The organism is Psychrobacter sp. UBA6766 (assembly GCF_002453355.1).
GTDB lineage: Bacteria > Pseudomonadota > Gammaproteobacteria > Pseudomonadales > Moraxellaceae > Psychrobacter.
The window spans coordinates 123,272-140,927 of sequence record NZ_DKGQ01000020.1; the positions used below are offsets into that span (position 1 = coordinate 123,272).

At 43.1% G+C, this 17,656-nt stretch carries 15 protein-coding genes; 8 read left to right on the top strand and 7 right to left on the bottom strand.

Features of this window, described 5'->3' with window-relative positions:
* Positions 1-468 precede the first annotated feature (468 nt).
* Positions 469-1,764, bottom strand: coding sequence for an NCS2 family permease (locus B4K26_RS04740; RefSeq protein WP_296243863.1), 1,296 nt, complete (start codon positions 1,762-1,764; stop codon positions 469-471).
* Positions 1,765-2,287: 523 nt separating this feature from the next.
* On the opposite strand from B4K26_RS04740, the gene tolQ reads away from it, so the two are divergent.
* The 7 genes from tolQ to B4K26_RS12860 all read left to right on the top strand — a co-directional run bounded on the left by tolQ (position 2,288) and on the right by B4K26_RS12860 (position 7,216).
* Positions 2,288-2,998 carry a protein TolQ gene (gene tolQ / locus B4K26_RS04745; protein WP_296243864.1) on the top strand — a complete coding sequence of 237 codons (711 nt, stop codon included), beginning with the start codon at positions 2,288-2,290 and terminating at the stop codon, positions 2,996-2,998.
* Between the two features lie 7 nt (positions 2,999-3,005).
* Positions 3,006-3,464 carry a protein TolR gene (gene tolR / locus B4K26_RS04750; protein WP_296243866.1) on the top strand — a complete coding sequence of 153 codons (459 nt, stop codon included), beginning with the start codon at positions 3,006-3,008 and terminating at the stop codon, positions 3,462-3,464.
* A 90-nt stretch (positions 3,465-3,554) separates the two neighbouring features.
* The gene (locus B4K26_RS04755) at positions 3,555-4,571 is read left to right on the top strand and encodes a cell envelope integrity protein TolA (RefSeq protein ID WP_296243867.1); all 1,017 of its coding nucleotides are present in this window, start codon (positions 3,555-3,557) and stop codon (positions 4,569-4,571) included.
* A gap of 131 nt (positions 4,572-4,702) precedes the next feature.
* Positions 4,703-5,995, top strand: a complete 1,293-nt coding sequence (locus B4K26_RS04760) for a translocation protein TolB (protein ID WP_296243868.1) — start codon at positions 4,703-4,705, stop codon at positions 5,993-5,995.
* A 120-nt stretch (positions 5,996-6,115) separates the two neighbouring features.
* On the top strand, positions 6,116-6,631 hold the full coding sequence (locus B4K26_RS04765) for a helix-turn-helix domain-containing protein (RefSeq protein WP_296243869.1): 516 nt from the start codon (positions 6,116-6,118) through the stop codon (positions 6,629-6,631).
* A 32-nt stretch (positions 6,632-6,663) separates the two neighbouring features.
* Positions 6,664-7,152, top strand: coding sequence for an IS3 family transposase (locus tag B4K26_RS12855; RefSeq protein WP_409521364.1), 489 nt, complete (start codon positions 6,664-6,666; stop codon positions 7,150-7,152).
* Positions 7,106-7,216 carry an IS3 family transposase gene (locus B4K26_RS12860; RefSeq protein ID WP_409521362.1) on the top strand — a complete coding sequence of 37 codons (111 nt, stop codon included), beginning with the start codon at positions 7,106-7,108 and terminating at the stop codon, positions 7,214-7,216. Before B4K26_RS12855 ends, B4K26_RS12860 begins: the two co-directional genes overlap by 47 nt.
* 131 nt (positions 7,217-7,347) lie before the next feature.
* Here the strand turns inward: B4K26_RS12860 and B4K26_RS04770 are convergent, their stop codons facing one another.
* The 4 genes from B4K26_RS04770 to B4K26_RS04785 all read right to left on the bottom strand — a co-directional run bounded on the left by B4K26_RS04770 (position 7,348) and on the right by B4K26_RS04785 (position 13,018).
* Positions 7,348-7,980, bottom strand: coding sequence for a c-type cytochrome (locus tag B4K26_RS04770; RefSeq protein WP_296243885.1), 633 nt, complete (start codon positions 7,978-7,980; stop codon positions 7,348-7,350).
* Between the two features lie 76 nt (positions 7,981-8,056).
* Positions 8,057-9,658, bottom strand: coding sequence for a flavin monoamine oxidase family protein (locus B4K26_RS04775; RefSeq protein ID WP_296243870.1), 1,602 nt, complete (start codon positions 9,656-9,658; stop codon positions 8,057-8,059).
* A gap of 303 nt (positions 9,659-9,961) precedes the next feature.
* Positions 9,962-11,416, bottom strand: a complete 1,455-nt coding sequence (locus tag B4K26_RS04780; RefSeq protein WP_296243871.1) for a cytochrome c — start codon at positions 11,414-11,416, stop codon at positions 9,962-9,964.
* Positions 11,417-12,418: 1,002 nt separating this feature from the next.
* Complete coding sequence (locus B4K26_RS04785) at positions 12,419-13,018, bottom strand: flavodoxin family protein (RefSeq protein WP_296243872.1); 600 nt, start codon at positions 13,016-13,018, stop codon at positions 12,419-12,421.
* A gap of 581 nt (positions 13,019-13,599) precedes the next feature.
* Between B4K26_RS04785 and B4K26_RS04790 the strand changes: the two genes are divergently transcribed.
* The gene (locus tag B4K26_RS04790) at positions 13,600-14,862 is read left to right on the top strand and encodes a YeeE/YedE family protein (RefSeq protein WP_296243873.1); all 1,263 of its coding nucleotides are present in this window, start codon (positions 13,600-13,602) and stop codon (positions 14,860-14,862) included.
* Positions 14,863-15,041: 179 nt separating this feature from the next.
* Here the strand turns inward: B4K26_RS04790 and B4K26_RS04795 are convergent, their stop codons facing one another.
* Positions 15,042-15,908 (bottom strand): polyphenol oxidase family protein, encoded by an 867-nt coding sequence (locus tag B4K26_RS04795; protein ID WP_296243875.1) that lies wholly within the window; start codon positions 15,906-15,908, stop codon positions 15,042-15,044.
* Positions 15,909-16,010: 102 nt separating this feature from the next.
* On the bottom strand, positions 16,011-17,099 hold the full coding sequence (locus tag B4K26_RS04800) for an RluA family pseudouridine synthase (RefSeq protein WP_296243886.1): 1,089 nt from the start codon (positions 17,097-17,099) through the stop codon (positions 16,011-16,013).
* Positions 17,100-17,656 lie beyond the last annotated feature (557 nt).

The following is a 17,656-nucleotide window of genomic DNA, read 5'->3' on the forward strand; positions in this document are numbered from 1 at the left end:
AAAACCTAACATTTATAACATCTGATTTTTATGGAAACTTAAAGCCTAATAAACACTTATCTGTCATCTTATAGAATACTAATTCACTGTAAGAAAAACCTCTACGGCGTTGATTGAGGTGATGCGCTTAACTTCGACATGGTAGCATGAAAAAAATTTTCCAACTAACGAATTTACCTATTTTAACCAAACAAAATACTGTTTAAAAACAAATGGTTATTAACCGCTTGTCAGAAATGACGCTTTAGTTATAAATTTATGTTTACTATGGGAAATGAATTGTTTTTTGAATCAATGACTTGGAATGCTTTGGAATAAATTGAATAGTTTTTAGACATCTATTATGGTTAAAACATAAAAAACCCTTCCTATTATTTAAAATAAGAAGGGTTTAGAAAATCACAACGTCCGTTATTTCAATATGACCTCAACATAGTTTCAACATGACTTTAAGTATAAGTTGCAGGACTATATAAATATAATTTTAGCAAGTAAGACGGCCGTTAGTAACCAAACCGGAATACTCACATCAGAGAATTTACCTGCGACAACTTTAATGGCAGTAAAGGTAATAAAGCCAAGTGCAATACCATCAGCGACAGAATAGCTCAATGGTGTGAACAATAGCACAACCACAACGGGTGCCGCTTCTGTTAAATCCGCCCATTTAACATCCCTTAGCGTCTCCATCATCAGTACAGCGACATAAAAGATAGCGCCTGCTGTTGCATAGCCAGGAATCATACCAGCAAGCGGTGAAAAAAATATGCTAAGTAAAAACAATACGCCGACCGTCACCGCCATCAGACCCGTTCGACCACCTGCTGCAATTCCTGACACACTCTCAATAAAACTGGTGGTTGAGGACGTTCCTAATAACGTTCCTGCAACCGTTGCGCTTGAATCCGCCAACAGCGCCTTTCCCATATTAGGGATTTTACCATCTTTACCAATTAATCCCGCCTGACTGGTCGTCGCAATCAAGGTTCCAGCGGTATCGAATAAATCGACGAATAAAAAGGCAAAGATAACACTGATCATCGCCACATCAAACGCGCCTGCAATATCAAGCTGCATCAGCGTCGGTGCAATCGGTGGCGGTGCCGATATGATACCAGCAAATTGCGTATGGCCAGTGATGAGACTGATAAGGGCAACCAGTAAAATACCTATTGTTACCGCGCCTGGTACTTTTTTGTGAGACAAACCAACAATCACAATAAAGCCCAATGCCGCCATCGCAGGTGAAAACGTGGTCATATCGCCAAGTCCCACCAACGTTGCATCATTGTTGACAATGACGCCTGCCGTTTGTAGTGAGATAAAGGCTAAAAATGCACCGATACCTGCGACCACGCCTTGTTTAATACTGTCTGGAATAGAATTGATAATCAATTCACGAATTTTGAATAAACTTAACAGGATAAAAATACAACCGGACAAAAACACAGCACCAAGCGCAGTTTGCCACGTGTAGCCCATCCCTAAAACTACGCCATAAGTAAAGAAGGCGTTCAATCCCATACCAGGTGCGAGGGCGACTGGTAAGCGGGCATAAATCCCCATAATAAAACACCCGAGCGCTGCGGCAAGACAGGTGGCGACAAACACCGCGCCTTTATCCATACCAGCGTCAGCAAGGACGTTAGGGTTGACAAAAATGATGTATGCCATCGTTAAAAACGTGGTGACACCCGCTAAAATCTCGGTTTTGATCGTGGTGTTTTCACCATTGATTCCAAAATAGCGTTCGATTGCGTTCATAAGAGTCACTTCCAAATTGCGGTAAGTAAATTATCATTATTTAACAGTATTGATAAGTGTCGCTTCCAAATTGCGACGCTCGATGCTGCGTTTAAATCAAACATATAAAAATACACCTAAATTGCGACGATAAATGACGCTTCCAGATTGCGACTGTAAATGACGCTTATACAATAAGGTTAGAGATGATGTTTTTAGTCCTTTAGCCACACGTAATTTGGCAAATGCAGAACCATCATGAAAAATGACAGCAACAAACAATAACATTCTAGTGAAATTCACTTAAAATTTCAATGAACGTGGTACTCTTCTGATTATAAGAGTGCAAATTAGTTGACCATATGGACAATATTATAAAATAGTCGTGCTGTCATTAGTTTTTTTAGAAGAATTGATTTAAGGTATTTTCTAATAGGCCATTAACATATTATTAGTGATATTTGCGTGATTTAGCAGTACACTAGAGGGTTGATATGAAACGCCCATTAAATTGTCTATCATTAACTATCCATGAGTCTCATACATGCCTGAATCCTTAAATATTATTGACCTTATCACTCAAGCCAGTCTATTGGTACAGATTGTGATGGCATTGTTGCTATTGGCTTCGCTACTCAGTTGGGTGATTATTTTTCGTATGAGCGCACGCCTTGGTACGGCCAAAAATTTCGACCAACAGTTTGAAACGTGGTTTTGGTCAGGAGAGGATTTGGCGAAACTTTATCAAGGTGTCCAAGGCTCGCCTGAACGCCAAGGACTTGAGCAGATTTTTTATGTTGGGTTTTCTGAATACCTAAGAATGCATAAAAAACGCCAACCTAAAGATGACATCATCGATGGCGTCGAACGTAAGCTTCGAGTTGGGTTGGGTCGTCAGCAGCAATTATTAGAGTCAGGGCTAACGACGCTGGCAAGTATTGGTTCAGTAGCGCCTTATGTCGGTTTATTTGGTACCGTTTGGGGCATTATGAATGCCTTTTTGGGACTATCGCAAAGCGAGCAAGCAACTTTAGCGACTGTCGCGCCCGGTATTGCTGAAGCATTGATTGCTACCGCTATGGGATTGTTTGCCGCTATCCCTGCGGTATTGGCCTATAACCATTTTACTGCCAAAGCGAGCCGCTTATACGACTCGCGCGCTTTATTTTGCGACGAGATGACAGGCATGCTTCAACGCGAAACTAGCATCGAAAGCTCGCAACCTAGCAGCAAGTCAATCAAAGCACTCAGGTAGCTGGTTTATGAAACAAAGTCCCTATCGCCGTGAGAGAAAAGCGCTAAATGCGGAGATGAACGTTGTTCCTTATATCGACGTGATGCTCGTGCTGCTGGTGATATTTATGGTCACAGCGCCGATGCTCATTACGGGCGTCGATGTTGATTTGCCAAAAGAGCAAACCAATACCATCAGCCAAAGCCAGCTACCTGTGATTGTCTCCTTGACAGATAGCGGCGAGATTTTTATCAGTTATGAGAACAATATCGACCTGCCGATTAGTGAGCCGGAATTGATTGATACCTTAACCAACTTGCAAAATCAAAATACGGATACGGGCACTCAGCCTTTACAAGTGATGATTAATGCCGATAAAAATAATCAATACGGGGCTATCATGACCTTAATGGCAACTCTGCAACAAGCAGGCATCCAAAAGGTAGGACTCTTAACAGGCTCCCCTTTACCCGCGCCTTCCTTATAGTCCACCCTACTTTTAGCTTAACTTAGATTGGCTCAGCTGGTTATAATGAAGACGTTAATTTAATAAATATCGTATTTGAGTATCCCTATTATGCGTAATGCGCCCACCGTGTATGTGCCGACCGAACCTGAAGGTAACGGGCTAACCTTGCCTACGCTTTTAAGCTTGTTGGCACATGGTCTTGTGATTGGCATACTGGTTTATACGTATCAACATATGGAAGTCGAAACTGCTGGTAGTATTGAAACTGTCATGGTTTCTCCTGAACAATTGGCTGAAATGCAAGGACAAATTCTTGCCAATCGAGCAGCAGCGGCCAGTGCCATGCAAGCTGACAGTGCGGCAAGCGGCTCATCAATTAACATGCCAGAAAACAGCTCTGACGGCAGTGTCAGCTATGAAAATCCTAGCGAACCGAATTCTCAGCGTGTACCTGTTTTTACCCGTTCTGATGACTCTGCTAATCCTCACCCAATGTTGATGAGTGAAGAGCAGCACCAGCGCCTGCTTGAGCAAAATCAAGAATATGAGCGCAGTATGGCTGAGTGGGCAGCACAGTTAGATGAATCTGTGCTAGAGGAGCATGATCAAGTTGAACGAGACAGAAGACAACAGCTTATTGAGGAGCAAAAAAGGCTTGGGGATTTTCGCAATAAACAAAATAATCCGCCCAAGATTAAACGCCCGACTGCAAATGATCGAAATATAGAAATCGATACGGGCAGCTCAGGTAGCGCAGGCCAGACGTTTAGCTTAGGAGATGATGGGCAATCGACCCTATCTGGAAATACAGCAACCACCAGTACCGCAAAAGGCAGCAGTCGCTCGGCATCAAGCGGTAGTCGAGGCACCAGTAATAGTGAAATTATCAATTTAATCAAACGTAACTATGAGCCACCGACAGCGGCCAAAGGCTCGACTCAGCGCGCCACGCTAACCATTACGGTCAATACCAGCGGCACCGTCGTTAATGTCTCCGCTTCAGGACCAGATAGTGCCGTTAATGAAGCCGCCAAACAGGCGGTATTAAATACAGGCAGCTTACCAATCGATGCCGATGATCCTAAATATCCCACCTTTACCATTCAGTTTAAGGGCAGCAATTAAAGTTGCCCTTAAACGATATTATTGCTAACTTTACTTTAAGCAGCTTACACCTGCCGTGATATTATCTTACCGTTATCATTGGTTTACCACTATAAAACACTATTAACCCTATCTAGGAGTTCGACTTGGTTATGCGCATTTATAAAAAACTATGCCTCTCTTTACTTGCCAGCACTTCAAGCTTGCTACTTGCTCCTAGCGTCATTGCGGCGCCTGTCGTTCTAGAGTTGGATTATGAGATTCCTGTGCAACAAAACCAAGTGGCTTTTGTGTCCTTTGCTGGTGACTCTACCTTATCGCCGATTATCTTAAATGATTTGAGTAAAACTGAGCTAACAGTTACCAGCCAAAACCTACCGCAGCAGCCGCATAGTAGCAGCGAATTGTCAGGGACACTTCCCGTCTGGCAAAGCATGGGAATTCCTTATCTTGTTATTGGTAGCACGCGCAGTAATCGCGGTAAGGTTGTCACCGATTATGAAGTTATTGAAGTCAAAACCGGACGCGTGATAGAAGGCAAGCAAACTTTGACTGCTGATAATAACAATGAAAGCATGCGTTACGCCGCTCATGTGATTGCGGATAAAGTGTATGAGCTTATCACTGGCATTCCAGGTGATTTCTCAGGGCGCATTGCTTATATCGAGGAAGTTGGCGTTGGAAAAGACAAAGTATCGCGATTAAAAGTCATGGATGCCGATGGCGAAAACGCCAAAATCATTACAGAAGTAGCAGGCTCTATCTTCTCACCTACTTGGTCGCCTGACGGCAATCGCATCGCCTATTCAGTTCAGCGCGATAAATCTTATCCTGTTATCTATATTCAGAACGTAAGCGGCGGCGGAGCAACGGTTTTAACACCTTTCCCTGGCAGCAATCTTAGTCCATCGTTTTCACCAGATGGCAGCAAAATCCTGTTTTCTAGCAGCTTTGAAGGCAGTGCCGATATTTATGAGATAAGCGCTAGTGGCGGTCAGCCTCGACGTATCACCAATTGGCCAAGCAGTGAAGTTCAGCCAAGCTACGCGCCTGATGGCAAATCTTTTGTCTTCGTCAGTGACCGTGCAGGATTTAACAAACCGCGCATCTATCGTTATGAATTTGGCTCAGGACGTACGACTCAGGTATCCAGTAATGGTTATGCGACCAGTCCGCAGTTTAGTAGCGACGGCTCGCAAATTGCTTTTTTAAGTGGTCGCTCAGCTGCCATTATGAATAATAGGGGTGCTATCACTGCCAACTTGGGAAATACAGGTATCGACGAAGCACCGAGCTTTTCACCCAACGGTAAGCGTGTGGTATATGCTTCAAAGCAAGGCGGTAAAGGCGTTCTGACCATTAAGTCTTTGAACGGCGGCGGAGCCTTTGGTAAATCTGGTCAAGGTACTATTCGCTCACCCGTCTGGTCATCTAGCCCTAGATAATTTAGCAATCCTTATTGCGTAAAATAAGGTTAGGCTGTGCTGAATGCTAACAAATAAAAAGCGCTCGATATGTTTTGAACTGACCCCCATAAGTTGGACACAATTGATGGGGATTATTTTATGCATTACGATCTAGACTTTAAGATCAAAGTCATTGCATACTATCGGCAAGGACATACTGGAACTGCCACAGGTGAGCAGTTTGAAGTAAACCCAAGGTTTGTACGTAAATGGGTTAAGCAATATCAAAGCGATGGTATAGACGCGATCAGACCTAAAACCAGTAAAACTAAATACAGTGCTGATTTTAAGTATAAAGTGATAGCTTTGATGTTAGCAGAAGGATTAAGCCACTCTGAAACGGCACTGAAATTTCATATTAGCTCACCTGCTCTTATCAGCCATTGGCATAAAGCTTACAGGCTCTACGGTATGTCTGGACTCACATCCAAATATAAAGGTAGTACCCTTATGAAACCTCCTATCGCAAGCAAACCTGATGATGAAAAGACGCCAACAGAGCTTAAGCGTGAACTGCAATATCTGCGTGCGGAGAATGTCTACCTAAAAAAGCCAGATGAACGGCTTCGGGAAAGGGAACAAGCTGCGATAAAGCAAGGCTCATCGAAGAATTAAGAGAGCAACACCTATTATCTGACTTACTAACCATAGCAAAGCTTGCGCGGAGTAGCTTCTACTATCATAGAGCACAGCTTTGCAATAAAGACAAATATGCTGATTTAAAAAAGCGTCGGTTTAAAGCAGCAGGACCCCATAAACGTTGTCTCACTGATATTACCGAGTTTAAGGTCGGTGATAACAAATTATATTTATCGTCAATACTCGATTGTTATAACAATGAGATTATCAGTTATACGCTCTCAAGAAGGCCAACCTATGATTTGGTCAGCCAAATGCTTGATCATGCGCTAGACAAGACTAAATATAAACGTCATAAGAAACTCATGCTACATTCAGATCAGGGATGGCATTATCAGATGAAGTCGTTTAAACAGACGCTCAAAAAACATCAGATTAAACAGAGTATGAGTCGAAAAGGCAACTGCCTCGATAATGCATTAATGGAAGGCTTCTTCGGTACACTAAAGTGTGAGACTATTTACATTGAAAAGCCGATCTCGATACTACAACCATGAGAGAATTCAGCTTAAACTAAAAGGACTGAGTCCTGTGCAGTACAGAACTCAGTCCTTGATATAAACTTAAACCATCCAAGATTTGGGGGGCAGTTCATTTATCGAGCGCTTTTTATTTTAACAAGAACAGTGAGTTTCTTATTATATTAGCCAGCAACCCTCAAAAGTGATTGGCTAAAAGTATCCATATTAGTATTACTCGTCACTTGGATCGCCAGCTGATGGGTTTGCGTGTCTTAACTGAGCCACATCGTCGGCAGTCACTGTATCTGTATAGTTATTGAGTTCACTATGCACATACTGGGTCACCGCAGCCATTTGCTCATCGTTCATCATACCATGGAACGATGGCATGCCACGAAAACCGTTAATCAAGATATCAATGATGTAGTACTTTGATTGCATCTTACTGTTATTGGCCAGTGGCGGATAATAGCCTGCACCATAAGCACCCTGGCCTTTATGCATGTGACAGCCTGCACAAGAGTCGTGATACAGCTTTTTACCGTCTGTTGTCACAAAAGCATTTGTCCCTTCAAACTTTGCTTCCCATTCAGTAAGACTTGGGTCATTGTCCATATTGGGAAGTAAGCTGTCGTCAACGATATTGGTAGGAGGGGCTGTCAGTTCCTCACGACTCATATAGACGGCGCCCCAAGCTCCCGTGTTTCGACTAGCTTGGTTGTCAGTCTTTATTTCAGCGTCTTGTTGCTGTTTACTAGCCAGCGTCTCTACATCGTCCGAATGTTGACTACAGCCCAAAAGTGCTGCACTGCTCATCGCACCCAATAAAATCACAGTCAGCAGTTTGGGTGTCATGTTTTTCATGACTTTTTTCTTCACGATTGCCTTCTTCACGATTGCATTGTCCATGATAGCCTCTGAATTTTTATAATTATTCATATTAACCCAGCATTTTTGCTTTTTGATGTAGGCGCTTTGCGGCATCCATACCCGATAAAATAGCACCTTCTTGCCATGCTGGAATGTGTGAGCAATGCTCGCCTGCTAATACAATACGGTTATCTATACTGCACAAGGTGTCATAATATTGACGACGGTTCGATTCATTCCAAATACCGTAACAACCGAGTGTCCAAGGGATTCGATGCCAAACAACTGACGTCCCTGCTTTAAACTCTTTTGGGTACTGTGGATGGATATATTTACCATAGGCAAGAGCAACATTGATACGCTCTTGTGGCGTTAGAGTATTAAACTTATATGAAGTTTCGCCAAAACCATACGCGCCTAAGAGCACACCTGTTCCTGTTTTAAACATATGTTCTGAGGGGTAAGAAATCTGCGTAATTGGCATATCGGTATAAGTCACACCACCGTAGATCCACTCATCTTCCTCCCAAAAGCGACGATTAAACTCTAATCCTACTTTAAAAGAAGTCTCATAAGGAATGGCCGCCATGGCTTGTTTCATCGGCTTTGAGACGTTAATATCCATTTGTGTCAGTATCGACAACGGTATATTACACACACACCAGTCAGCACGGACAGTTTTGGTCGCGCCATCTGGACTGTTGCTATCAACATAATTAACTGTAACGCCGCTTTCATCTTGATGAATCTTAGTGACTTTGGCATTAAACTCAATCATGTCGCGGCATTCACGGGTGAATGCATCACCGATTTTTCCCATACCGCCAACAGGCTGAAACATGGTTGGTTGATGGACATAGACATCAAAATTGTTGTAAAGATCGGACCACATACCTGAATTCAACAGCTCATTCATTGGCAAAACTTTTGAAGGTTTTGCATCAGGCATCAAACCGCCACCCGGATATACGCTATAACCTCGATGCGTACTGGTTGCATGACTGGCTCTGTAACGATAGTCCTTATCGAGCACGCCCCAACCCTTTAGGCCTTCGAGTAGTTTTTCTTTATCTTCTGTATTAACCGAACGGTCTAGGCCACCCGCATTAACTGCTTTTGATAATAACTCTGATACGTGTCCTTTGATGTCATCTTTTACATCACCCAATCGCTGGGGAACACCACCAAAATGTTTGGTGCGGTGCAAATAAGCACGGTCATTGGTTTGGATAAATGGCTGCAACTCGACACCGAACTGCTTGCAATAATGAAAGACAGCATAGTGATGACTTGGCAGACGCCACGGTCCACCATTCAAATAATTACCTTCTTCAAAATCGCAGGTGACCTCTTCACCGCCAAGCTCGGTATATCTATCACCGCTATTGATCGTCCAACTGCGACCACCACCTCGATTTTGAAACTCGAGTACCTTGACATTGTAGCCGGCTTTACGCAGCTCATATGCTGCCGTTAGCCCGCCAAGCCCGGCACCAAGAATGACAATACTGGCACCTGGAGGAGCACCTTTTAAATCCATGGTTTCTTTAAAACTCGACTCTGAGGCAAATCCTAAGGTCGTCATTGCCTGATACATCGCGGTTGCACCTGCTGTTTTACCAATCATCGAAAGGAGTTGGCGCCGCGTTGGTGATTGAAGCATGTCTTTCATAATAATATCCTTAAAGTAGACGTTCGCACATAACAGTAAGCACTTGGACTATCCTTATTAACAAACGCTTATTTCATTCATAAGGGTTTGTAACTTTCATCAGCTTGGCTTAACTCTACGCTTATTTGCCAAACTGTCCGCCCTACCGTCCTGCCGTTAATCCTTGTCTGGTAATAAATGTCTAAAACGCTGTTATAAGATTAATAATTTACTGTTCGATTGAAGCTGTTGCTATTCTATTTTGGCGTTAATGATTTCAATTAAAACCATTAAACTACAACCACTGCAATAGATGCACTTCAATTAACGGCGGCGTCTAGACCGTATAATGGCTCGTATAATAAATACAATGATCAAAATTGCGACGATAATACCGACAATCGCTAGTAAACCTGCGTACTTAATCAAAAAAGGTTTTTCTACCTTTGTTGCGGCGATGCGATCGACATCAGCGGCACTTACCTCACTGTTGGCATGACCACCAAAACTGGTACGAACGTAGTTAGTAATACCAGCAATCTGCTCGCTGCTTAGCTCTTCTGAGAATCCTGGCATGATAGGCGACGTGTTGGTCGCGCTCTCTACACCATGAAGAATCATATTGACAAGAGCGTCAGGCTTTTCACGGCGAATGCTGCTAAGACCAACGATAGGCGCATAGCGCGCGTCAGGCTGACCGTAACCATCGACACCGTGACAGCTACCACAAACTGCCAAATATAGTGATTTTGGCGAATTGCTACCGTTACTAACTTGCGCTTTTGCTTGAGCTAAGTAATCTTTTTGCGCAAGCAAATCATGCGTGATAGAGTCGTTTACTGGCGTTGGCAAGCGTGCTACATCAACGGCTTTGACTTTATCTTCTGTTTGGATAGCAGGAACCGCTTTTAGGTAAGAAGCAATAGCACTCAGGTCTTCATTTGTTAGATAACGCAAACTGTGCGCAACCGCTTCCCCCATGGGACCGCCTGCATAAGCGCGCTGATCAAGCTCACCGGTACGTAGAAAAGTAACAATATCTTGTTCACTCCAACTCCCAATACCGCTTGACTCATCAGGTGTGATGTTCGGAGAGTTCCAATTACCAAGCGGCGCACCTGATAGATACTTTTCTTTATCGAAACCCATAGTAGCGTTGCGCGGGGTATGGCAAGTGCCACAATGCTCTAAATTGTTAACCAGGTACTCACCGCGTTTTTGTTTCTCATTAAGACCATCGCGCTTTTCAGTAGACGGTACGTTAAGAAGATTCCAACCGATCATTAAGCTACGGATGTTAAAAGGAAAAGGTAACTTGGTTTTATTCTTGGGCGCTTCATCAACGGGCGGAACGGTTTGTAAATAAGCGAACAGCGCACTGATATCCTCTTCTGTCATACCGCTATAAGAAGGATATGGCATAGCAGGATAAAGCATATGGTCTGGTGCGCGACCTTTTTGTAGCGCGTTTTTTAAATCCGCTTCGGTATATTTACCGATACCGTAACGTTTGGAGGGGGTGATATTGGTTGAATAGATTTCTCCCATAGGAGTTCCAACCGCTGTGCCGCCGCTGTAGTCCTCACCATGACAAGCCATACAGTCAGCTGCGCGTGCAATATAAGCGCCGCGGTTGACGAGCTCGCTATTGGCTGGGCTTACATTAGGTAAGCTAGCATTGGGTAAGTTGGCATTAGGAAGGTTAGCACCTTCAGCCATCACGGCGCTGGAGGTAATACCAATGACAAGCATCGATAACATCACAGAAAGTGGCTTCATAATATCCTCATATAGCTGGCACCTAGGGTGTTGTAATTATTATTAGGACGCATGATTAGGATAAAACATTTGACATTGAGTAAAGGTCTTAATGATAAATTTTAGTACTTAAAATTTAATACTTAAAATATCGATACTCAACGGATAATCCATTACATGATTTAGCAAATCGTCCAGTAAAATGCTTAATAAAGTGACGTGATAAAAACACCTTCGTAGAGATAGTTTCTAAAGAATGTCTGCTCACCCCACTAATGTAAAACTATTTCACGTCTATTACTTAAATAGTAACGCATTCACTGCATCTTTTTACAAAAGTTAAAAAACATCTGATAGGGTCCCAATTTATATTCTATCAATATATTTTTTCATATTATAATTCTAGTCGGTATAATAAATCCCTTATAAAACAACCACTAATCGTATCTAAACCTTAATGCTATTGATGAATAAATCATAGTTAAGGTGTGAGATATATTAAAAATTGACTTGACTACTTGTTAAGAGAAGCTGCACATGTACATAATAGATACATAGTAGCGATTTGAGATTGGCTATGCGTTTGGCAATATTTTATATTACTAACAAATACTCTTTCACCTCATCCCCTATTTTGCTTACTAGTAAGTGCTATTTTAATATCGCTCACTATTTTAATATCGCTCACTATTTTAACGTTGCTAATAACTTCCTGAGAGTTCCTTATGAAATTTTATGCCCTTCTATTTACGTTTGCAGCAGCGATACCATTGACAGGATGCCAATCCTTTCAGTTTGTCGACAGTCCCATTCCTGTCAAAAACCTCCCTTCCAAAACTGTCCTTGTTGAAAACGCTTCTACTGCGTCCATACCTGCTATCATTATTCCTACTCAAACCGTTTCAACATCAAATAATACTCAATAGCATAAAAAAAGCAGATACCATTTTGATATCTGCTTTTTTTATTTTAAAAATCCCTGTTTAATGCTGGCTTATTTTAATCCTTTGCCGCAGCCAGTTGCTATTTTGGCTGATGCTTAATGATGGTCTTAGCCAAATGGTCGCCAAACCAAATGGCGGTATCGATATCCCCTTCGCCGGGCGTCACTTCAGGTGGCCCATCTAGCGACTGTGTCATCAAACCCAAAAAGCTTGAAAGACGATTTAAGTCATGCGCTTCATGCCCCGTTGGCATCAGTGGCAAACCAATCCAATTCATCCCATGCTGCATAGCATACAAGCAAATCTGCTGCAAAACGGCAAGCTTATCACCGCTCAGCCCCCCTGAATTGGCAAACCCCGCTGCCCACTTGCCTTCCCATTTACGGTGATACCAACGCTTAGAAGTCTCCTCCATAAACGTTTTAAAGCCTGCCGTTACGCTGCCCATATAAACGGCGCTACCAAACACCAATAAGTCCGCTTGATCTACAAACTCCCAATCAACATCATGAACATCAACAGCTTTGACTTGTGCTGTCGGTAATTGTTGACGCGCGCCTGTCGCGACTGCTTCGGCAACGCGCTTGGTATGTCCATAATTACTATGATAGATGACCGCTATCGATACGTTAGAAGGGTTTTCTGTAGAAACTAAGGAAGGCGTTATAGGTGTAGTCATACGAACTCTAGTAAGGGATTGGTTAAGTAGTATTAATTTTTAAAATGATGAATACTTTATACTAAAAATATGTGAATTAGTGTCTACGCATGCGAGCTGACTTAAATATAAGGCGGTAGACACGATTATATAAGACAGTAAGCACAGTAGATAATGGATATGAGGCAAACTTATATAAATACAACCTTGGATAAACAGGTATATTTAGCAAAACTTAATTTATCAGGTGTATAGAGGGAGCTATTTTTAATAAACTCTTTAGCACTTTATGTGGTTCTCGACTGACTGAAATAGTCGCTGTTATGCAAAATAAATATCAATAAAAACAAATGCACATAGCAAAGAAAGATAACTGTTCCGTAGGTTACCCGCTCTATAGCGTATTTCAACCGATGCTCTTATTCCGTATTTGAATATATTAATTCCCCCTCTTCTTGTAGTCATCCTACAAAACGGGTTTATCATATAATCCTTATTCAATCTTACCTAGATAAATACTTTAGATATTCCAAATACCTATTTTAATCAAAGATATAAATAATTAACTCTGACATATTATATCAGAGAAGGAAGTGATTATTTTGGCTACTACAACAATTAGAGTTCAACCCGTAAACGATAGCCGCGATCCTATCCCTAGAGATACGCTTGCTTTAAATGACCCGCAAACGTTACTGATAGCAGCTGGCGCAATTGTTGGTTTTGTTATGTTGGTCTATCTGTCTATTACCCAGACGATCGCCCAGCCACTACTTTTCGGTATCGGCCTATTGCTAGGTTATACCCTGTTTCATGCGCGCTTTGGTTTTACCTCTGCATTCAGACGTTTGATGTCGGTCGGTAACGGACAAGCCATGCGCGCTCATATGCTGATGTTAGCAGTGGCGGTCACTTTGTTTGCGCCCATTTTGGCTTACGGTACGACAATTTTTGGTGGACCGGCCGCAGGTTACGTCTCACCCGTTGGGGTTAGCCTACTGGTCGGGGCGTTTGTATTCGGTATAGGCATGCAGCTTGGCGGCGGCTGTGCTTCTGGTACGCTTTATGCAGTGGGCGGCGGACGTTCGGTGATGTTTATCACCTTTATTTTCTTCATCATTGGCGCGACCATTGGTGCTTATCATTTGCCGTTTTGGACAGAAGAGATGCCCTCCTTTGCGCCCTTTTCTTTAGCGACCTCGACTGGTCTTGGTTATAGCGGCGCTTGGATGGTGTCTTTGTTACTGTTTGCTCTGATTGCCTGGGTCACGCTCATCGTTGAGAAAAAAACCAAAGCACCTAGAATGGCCCCTATTCCCACTGAAAAAGGTTGGAAACGTATTTTTCGTGGTTCTTGGCCACTATTTGCCGCAGCGATTGTTTTGGCGATACTCAACGCTTTGACATTGCTCACGCGTGGCCAGCCATGGGGTATCACTTCTGCCTTCACGTTATGGGGCTCTAAAATCGCTAGCACTTTTGGCGTTGATGTCGCTAGTTGGGGCTACTGGCAAGGAACAAATGCGGCCGCGCTAAATGCTTCTATACTCGCTGATTCGACCACGGTAATGAACATCGGCATTATCATCGGTGCTTTTATTGCCTCTGCAGCGGGCGGTCTATTCAAATTCACCCAGATTACTGTAGGCAATTTTGCCGCTTCGGTGATTGGCGGGTTAATGATGGGCTATGGCGCACGTTTGGCATTTGGCTGTAACATCGGCGCTTATTTTGGCGGTATTGCTTCATTTAGTGCGCATGGTTATATTTGGGGTATCATGGCGATGGCGGGGACTTTTTTAGCCTTGTACCTGCGACCTTTATTCGGACTGTCTGTGCCAAAGTCGAATGACTCTGTCTGTTAACATCCTTCCCTATTCTCAGTCCAAGTAACCTCAACCTAAATGAAGCTAGGGTTTAAGGATAAATGGTCAATAAATAAAAAAATAGCAGGCTAGAGATAAGTCTGCTATTTTTATTGCACCATCAATACAATAAATGATGAATTTCTTCGATTAACCGTCCTTGCCTCTGTTTGCTTATGTCAAGAAATAGCAAGGCTGCGCGTAATAATCAATGCCATACGCCCTGTTGCCGGCTGCCCAAGGTGCGTTTGACGCCGATAAGAATAATAATGCGAGTCAGCGTAGCTACAGGGAATCTCGGACTGATTATTGGCTTTAATACCCACTGCACCTAATTGGTCAGCCGCAAGCTTGTGTAAATTCAGCTTAACTTTATCCGCTTCAGACGCTAAAACATAACGTTCCTCAAAGCTCTCAAGATGCTGTGATGACAAAGTTTGATTATCTATACAGCCTGCCAGCAGCTTATCTCGAACTTGGCGACCAACTTCATAGTTTTCTTGGCTGATACAAACACCAATCCAAGCCGTCATTTTCTCATCAGTGCTAAAACGTTTAGCAGTCGCTTGAATGACACCGCACGCCAGCCCTTGCCAGCCTGCATGGATGGCAGCGATTTGTCCCGTTGCTGGCTGATATAAAACTATCGGCACACAATCGGCGGTCATAATTGCAAGTCCAACTCGTGCTTGCTGACTGACCATAGCATCAGCATCTAACGGACGCATCGTCAGTAACGTGGAATCGACATCATAAATTTGCTGACCATGAACTTGATTGACCCAGTGCAAACTATTAATAGGCTGGCGCTGTTTTGCTGTTAATTGCTCATTGATAGCCGTTAATAGACACATGCGATTGTTTAAGACTCTTTTAGCATTGTCATTGACATGCAAGCCTAAATTCAACGCACCGTAATTTGCCTGATTATCTACCTCGTTAGCCGCTTCACTATTATCGCGACTAAAAGCTGCCGTTTGAAAAACTGTCACCTCATTAAGCTGAGCAACTAAGGTGACAGGCAGATTGTTTGTTATGTTAGGCATGGTCGATTTACCATTTTTGTTATTTTTATCATTACAATCAGAGCATGACTGCCAATTCGCATCTTTAAACAAATACCAGTAATGAGCATTGCTTATCAACCATTATTCTTCGTCATAGCCATCGCTTAACACTGCCATCAATTGCTGCATGTCTTCAGGGATTGGCGTGGTGACTTCAATATCTTCGCCAGTCGTTGGATGAACGAAACCTAAAGTATAAGCGTGGAGAGCTTGACGCGGGAAATTATTAATCGCTTGACGCTGCGCTTCTGTCAAGCCAGCTCGCAATTGACGACGCCCACCGTAGACGCGGTCACCGACTATCGGATAGGTAATATGGCTTAGATGCACACGAATCTGGTGGGTGCGCCCCGTTTCAAGACCGACATCTAATAGGCAATAGTTATCGTTCAGCGGCGTTACATTCAATAAATGCGTAACCGCTTCACGCCCTGCCGTCATCACCGTCATTTTGGTACGTTGATTGCGATGGCGACCAATCGGCGCATCAATACGGCGATGACGCAATAAACTTGCCGCATCCCCTGCGACCACACATTGGTAATGACGATAGACAGATTTGTCTTTTAACTGCTCCATCAAAGCCATTTGCGCGGGCTTGGTTTTACCAATTAGCAGCAGTCCCGAGGTATCTTTATCAATACGATGTACCAGTCCTGCACGCGGCAGATGGTGCTGCTGCGGATAATGATAAAGGAGCGCATTGACCAAGGTACCGGTCTGATTGCCAGCGCCCGGATGGACAACCATACCAACAGGTTTGTTAATCACTAAGACATCATCATCTTCATAGACGACTTCGATATCGATATTTTCTGGCTGATCTTCGCTATGCTGCTGCAGTGTCGTCGATAACTGTAAAACGTCCCCTGCTTTGACACGGATTTTCGGTTTTTGCACACTACCGTTGTAAAGTAAGCTGCCGTCAGTGATCCAACTTTGAAGCTGGGCACGCGAAAAATCAGTAAAAACTTTTGATGCCAATTTATCAATACGTAAACCAGCTTCGTCTTCTATTACCGTATGCGTGACATCAATAATGACCGGAACCGCTTGCCCAGCAACTACGACTGAATCCTCACTGTCTTCGTCTTCGTCTTCATCTTCATCGTCGACAATATCGTCATCCACCAATTCCTCTAGCTCGTCATCATTGGACGTATCGTGCATTTGCTCATCAAGCGCGCTTTGATTGTCGTCAGGCGTGTTATCGTCACTTAACACCTGATTGTTATTTAATACAGTGTTGTTTAATACATTGTCATTTACTAACTCATTTGGCATCGGCAACTCTTCTGTTGACATATCGGTATCTAACGGTTGTTTCTTAGGGAAATTGGTCGTCATAGCATCATTATTCATAGCGGATTGATATAGGGCAAAGCCCCTTACCCTATTTGGTAAGCTGACTTCATAAGAAAGCAGACTGGTGCTTGCTGACCCTCACAAATAAGTGAGGCCAAAAAAAGCGGCAGTCATATCGTCATAGTGTAACATGCCAAGCAGCCAAGCCCTACAGAAGCTACGCGTTAACTACGATTTTATCGCAATCCGGTCATGGAGAGTGATAAAAAGTTATTAAGATGAAGCAACTATACGACAGACATTATTTGATAGATTAACTGTCTAAAATATGACATGGCTGTAATTTACTGTATATTTAACCCTGAGAGCCATATTCGATATCGCTCGCAAAGACGCCTCATGCTAAACTACGAGCGAAACAA